Origin of the sequence: Flavivirga sp. 57AJ16, assembly GCF_028736925.1 — a bacterium.
Classification (GTDB): Bacteria; Bacteroidota; Bacteroidia; order Flavobacteriales; family Flavobacteriaceae; genus Flavivirga.
In genome coordinates this window covers 86298-100159 of sequence record NZ_JAQZAT010000002.1, presented here as the reverse complement: position 1 = coordinate 100159, position 13862 = coordinate 86298, and the positions used below count along the sequence as shown (strand labels likewise).

The 13862-nt window shown below is 35.8% G+C and carries 9 protein-coding genes; 6 read left to right on the top strand and 3 right to left on the bottom strand.

The window, feature by feature from the left end; translation table 11 throughout:
• Nucleotides 1-63: 63 nt before the first annotated feature.
• Together PQO00_RS02790 and PQO00_RS02785 are read right to left on the bottom strand one after the other, a co-directional pair.
• Nucleotides 64-627 (bottom strand): RNA polymerase sigma-70 factor, encoded by a 564-nt coding sequence (locus PQO00_RS02790; protein WP_274183309.1) that lies wholly within the window; start codon nucleotides 625-627, stop codon nucleotides 64-66.
• A gap of 449 nt (nucleotides 628-1076) precedes the next feature.
• On the bottom strand, nucleotides 1077-2537 hold the full coding sequence (locus PQO00_RS02785; protein ID WP_274183308.1) for an aminoacyl-histidine dipeptidase: 1461 nt from the start codon (nucleotides 2535-2537) through the stop codon (nucleotides 1077-1079).
• Between the two features lie 311 nt (nucleotides 2538-2848).
• Between PQO00_RS02785 and PQO00_RS02780 the strand changes: the two genes are divergently transcribed.
• The 3 genes from PQO00_RS02780 to PQO00_RS02770 all read left to right on the top strand — a co-directional run bounded on the left by PQO00_RS02780 (nucleotide 2849) and on the right by PQO00_RS02770 (nucleotide 8421).
• Nucleotides 2849-3922: a DUF3810 domain-containing protein gene (locus PQO00_RS02780; protein ID WP_274183307.1), complete on the top strand. Its 1074-nt coding sequence runs from the start codon at nucleotides 2849-2851 to the stop codon at nucleotides 3920-3922.
• 100 nt (nucleotides 3923-4022) lie between these two features.
• Complete coding sequence (locus PQO00_RS02775; RefSeq protein ID WP_274183306.1) at nucleotides 4023-6998, top strand: amidohydrolase family protein; 2976 nt, start codon at nucleotides 4023-4025, stop codon at nucleotides 6996-6998.
• Nucleotides 6999-7116: 118 nt separating this feature from the next.
• The gene (locus tag PQO00_RS02770; RefSeq protein ID WP_274183305.1) at nucleotides 7117-8421 is read left to right on the top strand and encodes an amidohydrolase family protein; all 1305 of its coding nucleotides are present in this window, start codon (nucleotides 7117-7119) and stop codon (nucleotides 8419-8421) included.
• A gap of 238 nt (nucleotides 8422-8659) precedes the next feature.
• Here PQO00_RS02770 and PQO00_RS02765 read toward each other — a convergent pair whose 3' ends face one another.
• A complete protein-coding gene (locus PQO00_RS02765) occupies nucleotides 8660-9451 on the bottom strand; it encodes a DUF6503 family protein (protein WP_274183304.1) in 792 nt (263 codons plus the stop codon).
• An 81-nt stretch (nucleotides 9452-9532) separates the two neighbouring features.
• On the opposite strand from PQO00_RS02765, the gene PQO00_RS02760 reads away from it, so the two are divergent.
• The 3 genes from PQO00_RS02760 to PQO00_RS02750 all read left to right on the top strand — a co-directional run bounded on the left by PQO00_RS02760 (nucleotide 9533) and on the right by PQO00_RS02750 (nucleotide 13843).
• Complete coding sequence (locus PQO00_RS02760) at nucleotides 9533-10327, top strand: RNA methyltransferase (RefSeq protein ID WP_274183303.1); 795 nt, start codon at nucleotides 9533-9535, stop codon at nucleotides 10325-10327.
• 114 nt (nucleotides 10328-10441) lie between these two features.
• Entirely contained in the window at nucleotides 10442-11674 is a 1233-nt protein-coding gene (locus PQO00_RS02755; RefSeq protein WP_274183302.1) for a M48 family metallopeptidase, read from the top strand.
• A 366-nt stretch (nucleotides 11675-12040) separates the two neighbouring features.
• Nucleotides 12041-13843: a DEAD/DEAH box helicase gene (locus PQO00_RS02750; protein ID WP_274183301.1), complete on the top strand. Its 1803-nt coding sequence runs from the start codon at nucleotides 12041-12043 to the stop codon at nucleotides 13841-13843.
• Nucleotides 13844-13862: the final 19 nt, after the last annotated feature.

Sequence of the window (13862 nt, the reverse complement as noted above, 5' to 3'; positions counted from 1 at the left end):
TTCTTGAAACAGCTATTCTCTAAAGGCAGCGGAGCCAAGGAATTCTTTTGAATCAAAAAGAGTTTATAAAAGAGAAAGGAATTCGCGAAGGGATACACGCAGATGCTTAAGAGCCTTTGTAATATGTGTTTCGATCGTTTTTTTGGAAATATCCATTTTTTCGGAAATCTCTTTATGGTTTAGTCCCTCAATACGGCTTTTCACAAAAACATCCTTACATTTTGGTGGAAGCAGGTCTATGGATTTTAAAACAGCCTGGTATAATTCTTTTTCAATAACCAAAGAAGCGGCATCATCAGAAAATGCGTCATAATTTATGGAAGCTTCTAATTGCGATAAATTATTTTCAATATTTAATAGCTGTTTTTTAGATCTTAAGTAATCCAAACATGCATTTCGTGTAACTCTATATAGGTAGCCATTAATATTCGATTGAATATTTTTTTTTGTCCATACTTTAAGGAATACGTTCTGTATTATTTCCTCGGCATCTTCTCTGCTCGAAATATATTGGGAGGCAATGTATAATAGTTTTGAACGATATAATTTGAACAAGATTTCAAAAGCAGCAACGTCCCCTTCATTTAATAAACTAATGAATTCTTTGTCGTTTATGCTAGTCATCATATTCAAATAAGAACAAAATTAATACTACGTCTAGAAGCTATTCAACAAATAGCGTTACCAAATTTAATAAAATTCATTAATTAATTAACAATTTACCAACAACTTATTGTTAATTGCCTTGAATAAAAGGTATTAACCCCCAGTGCAAACCCAATGTCATTAAGTTAACGTCTGTTCGATATATTACAAATTGGTAATCAGGTATTTAAAATATTTTAACAAAGAAACCTTGTCATTCCGTATCCTATAGCAAGGAGCCGGCAAAGGCAGGGAATCTCATCATATTGAGATGCCTCGTCGCTTATCCTTCTCTCCCTACCTGCCGGCCAGGCAGGTGTCGACATGGCAAATAACTGTTTTCAGGTGATTAATTAATTCTTTTCAATAGAATCATTTGCAAAAAAAGTTTACATAAAGAACTTATTGGATAAAAAGTGAGGATAATTCCATTATTTGACCGGAATATGCTTCAAAATCTCCAATACAAGCCTCCAGTATTTTTGTACTGAAGAAATTTGAGCACGTTCATCCGGCGAGTGTGCACCTTTTATATTTGGTCCAAAGCTGATCATATCCATATCTGGATAGTTTGTTCCTAGAATACCACATTCTAATCCTGCATGGCATGCAGCTACATGGGGCTTTTCCCCGTTTAAATCTTCATATAATTTTTCCACTACTTTTAAAATAGCAGAATCCATATTTGGTGTCCATCCTGGATAATCTCCAGAAAGCTCGACTTCACAACCTGTTAGCTCAAATGTGGCACGCAAAGTATTTGTTAGATCCATTTTAGAGCTTTCAACAGATGAACGCGTTAAGCAACCTATATGGATATTTCCATCTTTAACCACAACCTTAGCGATATTATTTGACGTTTCAACTAATTCTGGAATATCGGCACTCATTCTGTACACACCATTATGAGCTGCGTATAAAGCTCTGGTCAACCCTTCTTGAACGCCTAAATCCATAATCCTTTTTGGTGTTTCCGTCTTAGAAATTATAATTTCTAAATCCGGTTCCATCGTTTTAAGTTCCTTTTTAATCATATTAGAAACCAAAGCGATTTCTAATAAAAAAGCATCTTCATGTAGTGCATCAATAGCAACAATGGCATGGCTCTCACGGGGAATAGCATTACGCAAGCTACCGCCATCAATTTCAGAAATTCGTAACCCGAAGTTTTCAAAACCATCGAACAACACACGGTTCATAAGTTTATTGGCATTCCCTAAACCTTCATGAATTTGCATCCCTGAATGCCCACCTTGTAACCCTTTAACAGTAATCTTATAGCCTATTTTAAACTCTGGTGTTTCTTCTTCGTTGTAAGTTCTCGTTGCTGTAACATCCACACCTCCCGCACAACCTACGCCAATTTCATCGTCTTCCTCAGTATCTAAGTTTAAAAGAATACCACCAGAAAGCAACCCGCCTTTTAAGCCCATGGCTCCCGTCATACCAGTTTCTTCATCAATAGTAAACAAAGCTTCGATAGCTGGATGCTCAATCTCCGTACTTTCTAAAATAGCCATAATAGTAGCGACTCCTAGACCATTGTCTGCTCCTAAAGTGGTCCCTTTTGCACGTACCCAGTCACCGTCTACATACATATCGATCCCTTGAGTATCAAAATCAAAATTGGTATGACCATTTTTCTGGTGTACCATGTCCAAATGTGATTGCATGACTATAGTCGTTCTATTTTCCATTCCTGGAGTCGCAGGTTTCTTTATAATAACATTTCCAACTTCATCCTCCATGGTTTCTAAACCTAGATTTTCACCAAAATCCTTCATGAACGCAATCACGCGTTCTTCTTTTTTTGATCCTCTAGGTACAGCGTTTAAATCTGCAAATCTATTCCAAAGCTGTTGTGGTTGAAGTTGTCTTATTTCTGTACTCATAGCATTATTTATAAAGTTGTGCAAAGGTAGCAAAATTGATTTGACATTAACCACCACTTCTAATTGGAACATCATTTTTCCTGAAAAAACAGACTAATTATCTTCTGTATTAAATATTTACAGTTTGAATGAACATTGGCTGGAAGTTGGAAGTTGGAAGACGGAAAACGGAAGTTGGAAGTCAGAAGACGGAAGACGGAAGACGGAAGACGGAAGACTGAAAAAGTAACTGAAATAAATTACAGGGTTTTATCCTTTAACTTGATAATAAACAACTACCATTCGGTGTTAATTTTTATTATTTTTGATCCATGCTGAAAAAGAAAAAAACCTTATTGGCTTTGTCGCTCATTCCACAATATTTATTAATTGCAGTGCTATCTGACCATCCTGAGTTTATAGAACGGTTTTATAGTCATGGCATGTACCCTTTTATTTCAAAAATCTTCAGATATACCTTAGGCTGGTTACCCTTTTCGTTTGGAGATTTAGTTTACACGCTTTTTATCATTTATATAATTCGGTGGTTTTATAAAAACAGAAAAAAACTGAGAAAAAACACAAAGCAATGGTTTATTGATGTGCTTTCTGCATTTGCGATCATGTACTTTGCATTTCATCTATTTTGGGGGTTTAACTATTACCGGTTGCCATTGCACAAAAGCTTAAATATAGCTAATGATTATACTACGGAACAACTAATTTCGGTGACCGAAAGGTTGATTAAAAAATCGAACGCCCTTCATTTAAAAGTCGCTAACAATGATACCATTAAAGCCCATTTACCATATAGTAAAAGTGAGGTGCTAAAAATGGCTCCTATGGGTTATGAAAATCTAAAACAGGTATTCCCTCATTTAGAATACCATCCAAAAAGTATAAAAAAATCATTATATAGCTATCCTTTAACCTATATGGGGTTTAGCGGCTATTTAAACCCCTTTACCAACGAAGCTCAGGTAGATGGATTAATTCCTATTTATAAAGTACCTACAACGGCTTCTCACGAAATTGCCCATCAATTGGGTTACGCGGCCGAAAATGAGGCCAACTTTATTGGATGCATGGCCGCCATAAACCATGATGATATCTATTTTAGGTACACAGGTTACACCTTTGGTTTACGCTTTTGCCTGAATGAGATTTACAGACGTGACCCCTGTTTATTTGAAGATATGGTTGCAGATGTTAACAAAGGTATCTTAAAAAACTATAAAGAAGTCCGTGAATTCTGGGAAGCACATGAAAACCCTACCGAGCCTTTATTCAAATTATTCTACGGTAACTTTTTAAAGGCCAACAAACAAAATAAAGGTATGGAAAGTTATAGTTACGTAGTCGCCCTATTGGTCAACTATTTTGAGGCCAAACCATTTACCAATTAAAATTAACGCCTTTTTACTGTGTTAAAAAATTCTTAATAAATAACATCTGCCTACAATATTTATATCTTTAGCCCTCTAATTTCTTAATTAACTGCTCTAAATGAATAAAATATATCTCGCCATACTCACTTTTTTGTGCAGCATATCTTTTTACGCACAAGATTATTTTCCGAAAAATAGTGGTGTAAGTACAGATAATACAAATTATACGGCCATAACCAATGCTAAAATTTTTATTACGCCTACGCAAGTTATTGAAAATGGCACCTTGTTAATAAAAGATGGTAAAGTTGTAAGCACAGGAGTTTCTGTAGTCCTCCCAAAAAACACAAATACTATGGATGCTTCGGGAAAAAGCATCTATCCTTCTTTTATTGATATATATTCAGATTTTGGAATTAAAAAACCGCAATCAGCGCCCAGAAGCCAAACACCGCAATACGAAGCAAGCAGAACAGGCTATTATTGGAACGACCATATTATGCCCGAAAACAAAGCTATAAGCAAGTTTAATTATGATTCTAAAAAAGCAGACGAACTTATTAAAGCTGGTTTTGGTGTTGTAAATACACATATTCATGATGGTATAGTTAGAGGGAGTGGTACTTTGGTGGCCTTAAATAATCACAGTGGTAACGAAACCAGGGTCATTGCCGAAAAATCCGGTCAATATTTATCTAGTAAAAAAAGTGTGACCTCCAGACAATCTTATCCAAATTCCCTAATGGGGTCTTTGGCTTTACTTCGTCAAATGTATTTAGATGCAGATTGGTACGCAAAAGGTTATAGCAAAACAAAAGACTTATCGCTTGAAGCATTAAATAACAACAAAAACCTTGTTCAGATTATAGAAGCAGGAAGTAGAGCCAATGTTTTAAGGGTCGATAAAATAGGTGATGAAAACGGTATTCAATATGTTATTCTTGGAGGTGGTGATGAATATGAACGTATCGCTGACATAAAGGCTACGAATGCCCCACTAATTATCCCCATTAATTTCCCCAAGGCCTACGATGTTGAGAACACATTTTTGGTGTCATCGCTTTCATTACATGATATGAGGGCATGGAACCAAAAACCTTCAAATCCAAAGTTACTAGCCGAACATGGCATCCCTTTTACACTGACGATGCATGGTTTAAAATCTCCAGCAGATTTTAAAACCAATTTGCTAAATGCTATTAAGCATGGTTTATCTAAAGAAAAAGCATTAGAAGCATTAACAACCATTCCTGCTCAACTATTGGGAAAATCTCATGTTATTGGCTCTCTTGAAAATGGTGCTTACGCTAATTTTTTAATTACTTCTGGAGATATTTTTAATAAAAAAACCATACTTTTTGAAAACTGGGTTCAAGGTCGACAGAATATCATTAAAGATATGAACACTATAGATATTAGAGGTGATTACCATTTTTCTTTAGCAGGAACCTCCTATCAAATGTCTTTAAAAGGGGAACTATCAAAATTAAAATCGGAAATTAAAACAAATACGGATACTTACGGGTCCAAAATATCGTATAATAAGGATTGGGTACATATATCGTTAAAAACAAAAGACTCAACAAAACAGGAATTTATTAGAATTACCGCTCATGTAACCCCTAATAAAGATCTTAAGGGAAAAGCGATTATATCTGATGGAACCGCGCTTCCATTTTCGGCAACATATTCTAAAGAAGATCATGATGAAGCTCCAAAAGATGAGAAGGAAGCGGACATAAAAGTAACAAAAATGTTTCCTGTAACCTTTCCCAATAATGGTTATGGCTTTACAGAATTGCCAAAAACCGAAACGCTTTTATTTAAGAACGCCACAGTTTGGACCAACGAAAAAGAAGGGATCTTAAAAAACACCGATGTATTAATAAAAGATGGGAAAATTTCTAAAATCGGGGAAAACCTTTCAAGTAAAAATGCCAAACTAATTGATGCCAAAGGTAAGCACTTAACCGCAGGCATTATCGATGAACATTCACACATTGCAGCTGCTTCAATTAATGAAGGGGGGCAAAATTCCTCTGCCGAAGTGACCATAGAGGATGTGATTAACGAAACGGATATTAGCATTTACAGGAATTTGGCGGGAGGTGTCACATCCATTCAAATTCTGCATGGATCGGCAAACCCTATTGGTGGACGTTCCGCTATTATTAAATTAAAATGGGGAGCATCTGCAAACAACCTTATTTACAATAACAGTCCTAAATTTATAAAGTTTGCCTTGGGTGAAAATGTTAAACAATCACGTTATAACAACGGAGTTCGCTTTCCACAAACACGAATGGGCGTAGAACAGGTTTATATCGATTATTTTACTCGGGCAAAAGCATATGATGCCCTAAAGAAAAGCGGAAAACCATACCGTAGAGATATTGAATTAGAAACTTTAGCGGAAATTTTAAATAAAGAGCGTTTTATCTCTTGTCATTCTTATGTTCAAAGTGAGATTAATATGCTTATGAAAGTTGCCGAAAATTTCAACTTCAACATCAATACATTTACTCATATTCTTGAAGGTTATAAGGTTGCCGATAAAATGAAAATGCATGGTGTTGGTGGTTCTACATTTAGCGATTGGTGGGCCTATAAATACGAAGTGAACGATGCCATTCCATACAATGCTTCTATTATGCATAACGAAGGCGTTACGGTAGCCATTAATAGTGACGATGCCGAAATGTCCCGTAGACTAAATCAAGAAGCTGCCAAGTCTGTTAAATATGGAAACGTTAGTGAAGAAGATGCTTTAAAGTTCGTAACCCTTAACCCTGCAAAATTGTTACATATCGATCATAGGGTTGGCAGTATTAAGGTTGGCAAGGATGCCGATGTTGTCTTATGGACCGATCATCCACTTTCTGTTTATGCCAAAGCAGAAAAAACGATTATTGAAGGTGTTACCTATTTCGATTTAGAAACGGATAAAAAAATACGTGCTAGAATAAAAGAAGAGAAAAGTGAACTTATCAATATGATGATGCAAGCCAAAAACAAAGGCTTAAAAACGCAGCCTATAAAAAAGAAAGAAAAAGAATATTTACACTGCGATTCTATTGATAATGAGCATCTTTAGTGTTCAGTATTCAGTGGGCAGTATTCAGTGAACAGTGTTCAGTGTTCAGTTGAGAGTCTTAATTCTAGATAGTTTAAAAATAAATATTCGTGTATTTGTGGCGAAAAAAATAATACAGATGAAAAATTTAAAAACAGCGTTCTTACTAATTATCATGTTATGTGCCTCTATTATTACGGCACAACAAACACCCGCGCCAAAGCAAACTAACGATATTGCTATTATTGGTGCTACGGCCCATATTGGTAATGGCACTATAATTAAAAATAGCATTATAGTTATTAAAAACGGAAAAATAGATTTAATTGGTGATGCTGAGAAATCCATAATAGATCTGAATGCCATTGAAACCATTAATGCCAAGGGAAAGCATATCTATCCAGGTTTTATAGTTCCCAATTCAACTTTGGGCTTAATAGAAATCGATGCCGTAAAAGCTTCGGATGATAATGCCGAAATGGGATCGTTAAATCCACACATAAGAAGTTTAATTGCCTACAATGCTGAATCGAAGGTTATTGAAACCATGCGGCCAAATGGTGTCCTGTTAGGCCAAATAACTCCAAGAGGCGGACGCCTTTCCGGGACTTCATCTGTCGTACAATTTGATGCGTGGAACTGGGAAGATGCTGTTATAAAAACAGATGAAGGCCTACACTTAAACTGGCCTGGTAGTTTTTCCAGAGGGAACCATTGGCTAGGTGAAGCTGGTTTGCAGCCTAATAAAAATTACAACAAACAGATACGCCAATTAAAAGATTATTTTAATGAATGTAAAGCTTATAATAGTGGCAATAAGACTAAAATACATTTACCATTTGAAGCGGTGCAAGGTATTTTTGATGGGGCAAAAAAATTATACATACATGTTAATGACGAAAAAGGGATCATAGATGCCATGAATTTTGCTGAGCAAAACAATATAAAAAATATGATTGTTGTTGGCGGTCGCGAAGCATACAAAGTCGCAGATCTATTAAACAAAAATGAGGTTCCCGTCATATTACAACGCGTACATTCTACACCAAACAACGAGGACGACGATTACGATTTGCCCTACAAAACGGCAAAGCTATTAGTAGATCAAGACGTATTGGTTGCCTTAGAAACCAGTGGACAAATGGAACGTATGAACACCAGAAATCTTCCTTTTTATGCCGGAACTACTGTCACTCATGGTTTAACAAAAGAACAAGCCCTGCAATTAATCACCCTAAACCCTGCTAAAATCTTAGGAATAGATCATTTATATGGTAGTTTAGAAAAGGGCAAGAGTGCTACGCTGTTTATTAGCGAAGGTGATGCCATGGATATGCGAACCAATAAACTAACCCATGCCTTTATAGATGGACGGGAAATAAGTTTAGAAACCCACCAAACTGAGCTCTGGAAACGGTATTCTGAAAAATATAAGCACCCATAATAACAAAGAGGGTGTCTAAAAAGTAAAGGTAATGTCACATTGAGTACTTCGGCTCCCTGCTCGTCCGGCAGGCGGGCGCTCAGCATAAACTAAAGTCGAAATGTTTTAAATCACTGATAATCAATAATAGGTTTCGACAGAGCCTGTGCTGAGTTTATCGAAGTACTCAACCAGACAAGGGAAATCAAAGACTTTTTAGACACCCTCTTTTTATTTTACAATAAACATTATGCTTACGCTATTCAATTATTTTGGCACCTTCTGGCATTTCAAATAAAATAGGGGCAGGTTTCTCTCTTGAGAGCTTGATATTCATAAATGTCACATCATCATCATGCCTTGTGGTTGGTAAATTATTTTCGTAATGATACCAAGTTAAAGTTTTAGGTAACAACAGACCTTCCACGGTTTGCCAATCGCTATATTTTATAAATTTAAACTTTTTACTTTTTTCTTTTGAAAAATAAGTCACCGTATAACTTAACCATGCCATTTGATTGGTTTCAGGATCATAGTACAAAACATACTCATCTTCTGGAGATTCCCCTACCCCACTTTCATAAGAAATCTTAATACCGGGATATGATTTGCCTTCAAATTCCAAAGGTTCTGCTTCTTTATAAATAATACCATCATCTGCCAATACAAAAGGCATCGCGTAAAAGTAGAACATTAAATTATAGTAAAACTTGGCATTGCCTTTATAGGCCGTTGTATCCTTAGCATGTAACCAAATATCCTTACCATTAAAACCTATAGTATGCTTTGGCATTTCAATAAGTGACTTTCTACTTTTTAAATCGGTTGTTGTCACTTCCTCTCCGTTTGGCTTTACCATCGTAAACGTTAAAGATTGCATAGTGTTCCACGCATCTATACCGCCATGCGCTTTAAATACTCTTGATATTTTTTCTGGGTAGGCACTTGTAGTAACATTTATGTTTTCTTTGGAATAGCTTACAGCTTCTTTTGCTTTGTTCTTACAGGAAACAAGTAAAATGATAGTTGCTAAAAAAAGTATATTTTTCATTTAAGTTTTTCTGATTTTATTGCTTTGACGAAGTTATTCAATATAAATTACACAAAAACAATTACTTTTGTTTTTATTTTTATGAAGGAAATAACAAGTATTCAAAACTCATACATAAAACAACTTACCCATTTAAAGGATAAGTCACGTGAACGTAGAAAAACAGGCTTGTTTTTAATTGAAGGCGTCCGGGAAATCTCATTAGCCCTAAAAGGCGATTATGAAGTAGAAACCATTATATTTTATCCGGATTTATTTTCTGTAGAACAGCTAAACGAATTAACAAATCAACAAATAAACCGAATTGAAGTATCAAAAGAGGTATACCAAAAACTGGCCTATCGTGAGACAACCGAAGGTATTTTAGCCGTTGCAAAAAGCAAAAATCACGACATAACTAATTTAAAATTCAAAACAAAACACCCTCTGGTTTTAGTTGCGGAGGCTCCAGAAAAGCCCGGTAATATTGGTGCTATTTTAAGAACTGCCGATGCTGCTCATGTAGATGCCGTTATTATTGCAAACCCAAAAACAGATTTTTACAACCCCAATATTATTCGTTCTAGTGTGGGTTGTGTGTTTACTAATCAAATGGCTACGGGTAGCACGTCCGAAATTATTGATTTTTTAAAAGAAAAGAACATCAATATCTACTGTGCCGCCTTGCAAGCATCTGTAAATTACGACACACAAGATTTTAACAAATCTACAGCTATTATTGTCGGTACCGAAGCAACTGGACTGAGTAATGAATGGCTTAAAAGTTCGACTCAAAACATTATTATCCCCATGCAAGGTGAAATAGACTCTATGAATGTGTCCGTTGCCGCTGGAATTCTTATTTTTGAGGCCAAAAGACAACGAGGTTTTTTATAAAACGCTATTTGCGAACGTAATGCATGGCGTTCGGCAATCTTTAAAAAAAGTTATCAATAAACAGGTTGCCACGTTGCTCAAATAAGCGCCTCGCAATGACAATAATATAATTATATGACATCAACAACTTTATTTTACATCATCATCGCTATATTGATTATCAACTTCTTAGTCGATAAAATCCTAGATGCTTTAAACGCAAAGCATTATAACGATGCGCTTCCCGAAGATTTACAGGATGTTTATGATGATACCGAATATAAAAAATCACAAAACTACAAAGCAACTAATTATAAATTTGGGGTTTTGACTTCAACATTCTCCCTTCTTTTAACATTAGTTTTTTTACTTTTGGATGGTTTTGAGTTTGTAGACAATATAGCAAGGAGCTACAGCGACCATCCCATTATTATTGCACTTATTTTCTTTGGTATTATTATGGTTGGTAGCGATCTTGTCTCTACGCCATTCTCTTATTACAGCACCTTTGTCATTGAAGAAAAATTCGGGTTTAACAAAACAACCATCAAAACATTCATTCTGGATAAAATTAAAGGTTGGTTAATGATGATCATTGTTGGTGGCGGTATTTTGGCGCTTATTATTTGGTTCTATCAAGTTACCGGAAGTCATTTTTGGCTGTATGCCTGGGGTTTGGTTGCAGTGTTTACTTTGTTTATGAATATGTTTTACTCAAAACTTATCGTGCCTTTGTTTAATAAACAAACGCCCTTGGAAGGTGGAAGCTTACGGGATAAAATTTCTGAATACGCACAAACCGTTGGTTTTAAGCTTGATAAAATATTCGTGATAGATGGCTCTAAACGTAGCACCAAAGCCAATGCTTATTTTTCTGGGTTTGGTAATGAAAAACGTGTGACACTCTACGACACTTTAATTAATGATCTAGACGAGGAAGAAATAGTAGCTGTACTGGCACACGAAGTTGGCCATTATAAAAAGAAACATATTATTTTTAATTTGTTTGCTTCCATTTTATTAACAGGATTAACACTTTTTATTCTGTCCCTTTTCATTTCAAATCCTTTATTATCAAATGCTTTAGGCGTAGAAATACCTAGTTTCCACATCGGGCTCATTGCTTTTGGATTATTATACTCACCTATTTCTGAAATTACTGGTTTAATCATGAATGTATTTTCCAGAAAATTTGAATACCAAGCAGATGACTATGCCAAAAGCACATACAAAGGCGAACCTTTAATTACATCGCTTAAGAAACTTTCCAAAAATAGTTTGAGCAATTTAACACCGCATCCCGCTTATGTATTTATGCATTATTCGCATCCTACTTTATTGGAACGGATTAGGAATTTAAGGAAGTAAACTTAGTAATGTGCTATCGGTTTGCCTAAAGAACCCTTGCTTTAAAATCTGATTTTATTTATCTCTATATTGCGGCTCACCCATGCGATAAACACAATAGCACAAGAGTATTATTCAAGTACATAAAATCATCATTAGAACTTCCATTTACGAGATTCCTGCCTTCGCAGGAATGACAAGTCAAAATTTAAAAAGATGCTCTCTTTTGAGGGAATAACAAATATTAGTGTATCTTTGCCGCTTGAAACTCAGAAAATGAGTTAAATTCCTCAGAGAGAGGATGTGTTACTAGAAGTTTAAGGTTAAGTATGTCGATTCGCTTCTTTATGTAACACTACATAACATAATCGCATACATAATACAAGAATGAGCACATTCCAAGAATTGGGTCTTAATGATGACCTATTACACGCTATTACAGATTTAGGTTTTATTAAACCAAGTGAAGTACAAGAAAAAGCCATCCCTATTTTATTAGAGTCTGAAACAGATTTGGTTGCATTGGCCCAAACGGGAACTGGTAAAACAGCAGCTTTCGGTTTTCCAATGCTTGAAAAAATTGATGTTGGCAGTAGAACAACACAAGGCTTAATTTTATCGCCTACAAGAGAACTTTGTTTACAGATTACCAATGAAATGAAACAGTACGGCAAGTACTGTAAAGGCCTTAACGTCGTTGCTATTTATGGTGGATCCAGTATTACAGATCAAGCCAGAGAGGTGAAAAGAGGCGCACAAATTATTGTGGCCACTCCAGGTCGTATGAAGGATATGATTAGCAGACGCATGGTCGACATTTCTAAAATTCAATATTCTGTCTTAGATGAAGCCGATGAGATGTTGAATATGGGCTTTAAAGAGGATATTACCGATATACTTTCGCATACGCCCGAAGATAAAAATACTTGGTTGTTTTCTGCAACAATGCCAAGAGAAGTGGCATCCATTGCTAAAAACTTTATGAACAATCCCCAGGAAATTACTGTAGGAAATAAAAATGAAAGTACAAGTAATGTATCACACGAATACTATTTAGTAAATGCCAGAGATCGTTACCAGGCTTTAAAACGCCTATCGGATGCAAATCCTGATATTTTCTCGGTAGTATTCTGTAGAACCAAACGAGATACACAGAAAGTAGCCGAACAACTTATTGAAGATGGGTATAGTGCCGGTGCATTGCACGGTGATTTAAGTCAGAACCAACGTGATCTAGTGATGAAATCGTTTCGAAATAAACAGATACAAACACTGGTAGCTACAGATGTTGCTGCTCGTGGTATTGATGTAGACGATATTACCCATGTAATAAACTACCAATTACCAGATGAAATTGAAACATATACCCACCGTTCTGGTAGAACTGGACGTGCCGGGAAAACAGGAGTTTCTATGGTGATCGTTTCGAAAAGTGAAGTACGTAAAATAAAAAGTATTGAGCGCATTATTAAACGTCAGTTTGAGAAAAAGGATATTCCTGATGGAGCAGAGATTTGCGAAGTACAGTTAATGTCTCTTGCTAATAAAATACATAACACCGAAGTTAATCACGAAATTGATAAACATTTATCAAATATTAACGAATTGTTTGAAGATACAGATAAAGATGAACTGATCAAAAAGTTCTTCTCTGTAGAGTTTACACGCTTCTATAACTATTATCAAAAAGCTAAAAATCTAAATGTTTCTTATGATGGCAGTCGTGATCGTGATAGTGGTCGTGATTTTGGAGGCAATTCCGATTCTACACGCTACTTTATTAATGTTGGCAGCAAGGATGGTTTCGATTGGATGAAGCTTAAGGACTTCTTAAAAGAACAGCTACAGCTTGGAAGAGACGACGTCTTTAAAGTTGAAGTAAAAGATAGCTTTTCATTTTTTAATACTGAAAATGAGTTAAAAGAAAAAGTATTAGCATTTTTCACGGACTTTAAACACGAAGGCCGTTTTGTAAATGTTGAAGTATCTGAAAACCGTGGTGGAGGAAGACGTAACGACAGAAATCGAGGCAGAAGACGCGACGATAGAAAAGGAGGCGGCAGACGCGATGGCAGAAAATCCAGCTCTGGCAATAGAAGCGAAAGACGACATTCTGAAGGGGCATCCAAACCAAGACGTTCTGATTCTGGTAATTCCAATGCTTTTAAACCTAGACGCTCAAGACGATAGCTCGTATTGATATTTCTAC

What these genes read in the sequence shown, in the direction of transcription:
- PQO00_RS02790 (WP_274183309.1), bottom strand. Translation starts at nt 627, where the DNA reads ATGATGACTAGCATAAACGACAAAGAATTCATTAGTTTATTAAATGAA.
- PQO00_RS02785 (WP_274183308.1), bottom strand. Translation starts at nt 2,537, where the DNA reads ATGAGTACAGAAATAAGACAACTTCAACCACAACAGCTTTGGAATAGA.
- PQO00_RS02780 (WP_274183307.1), top strand. Translation starts at nt 2,849, where the DNA reads ATGCTGAAAAAGAAAAAAACCTTATTGGCTTTGTCGCTCATTCCACAA.
- PQO00_RS02775 (WP_274183306.1), top strand. Translation starts at nt 4,023, where the DNA reads ATGAATAAAATATATCTCGCCATACTCACTTTTTTGTGCAGCATATCT.
- PQO00_RS02770 (WP_274183305.1), top strand. Translation starts at nt 7,117, where the DNA reads ATGAAAAATTTAAAAACAGCGTTCTTACTAATTATCATGTTATGTGCC.
- PQO00_RS02765 (WP_274183304.1), bottom strand. Translation starts at nt 9,451, where the DNA reads ATGAAAAATATACTTTTTTTAGCAACTATCATTTTACTTGTTTCCTGT.
- PQO00_RS02760 (WP_274183303.1), top strand. Translation starts at nt 9,533, where the DNA reads ATGAAGGAAATAACAAGTATTCAAAACTCATACATAAAACAACTTACC.
- PQO00_RS02755 (WP_274183302.1), top strand. Translation starts at nt 10,442, where the DNA reads ATGACATCAACAACTTTATTTTACATCATCATCGCTATATTGATTATC.
- PQO00_RS02750 (WP_274183301.1), top strand. Translation starts at nt 12,041, where the DNA reads ATGAGCACATTCCAAGAATTGGGTCTTAATGATGACCTATTACACGCT.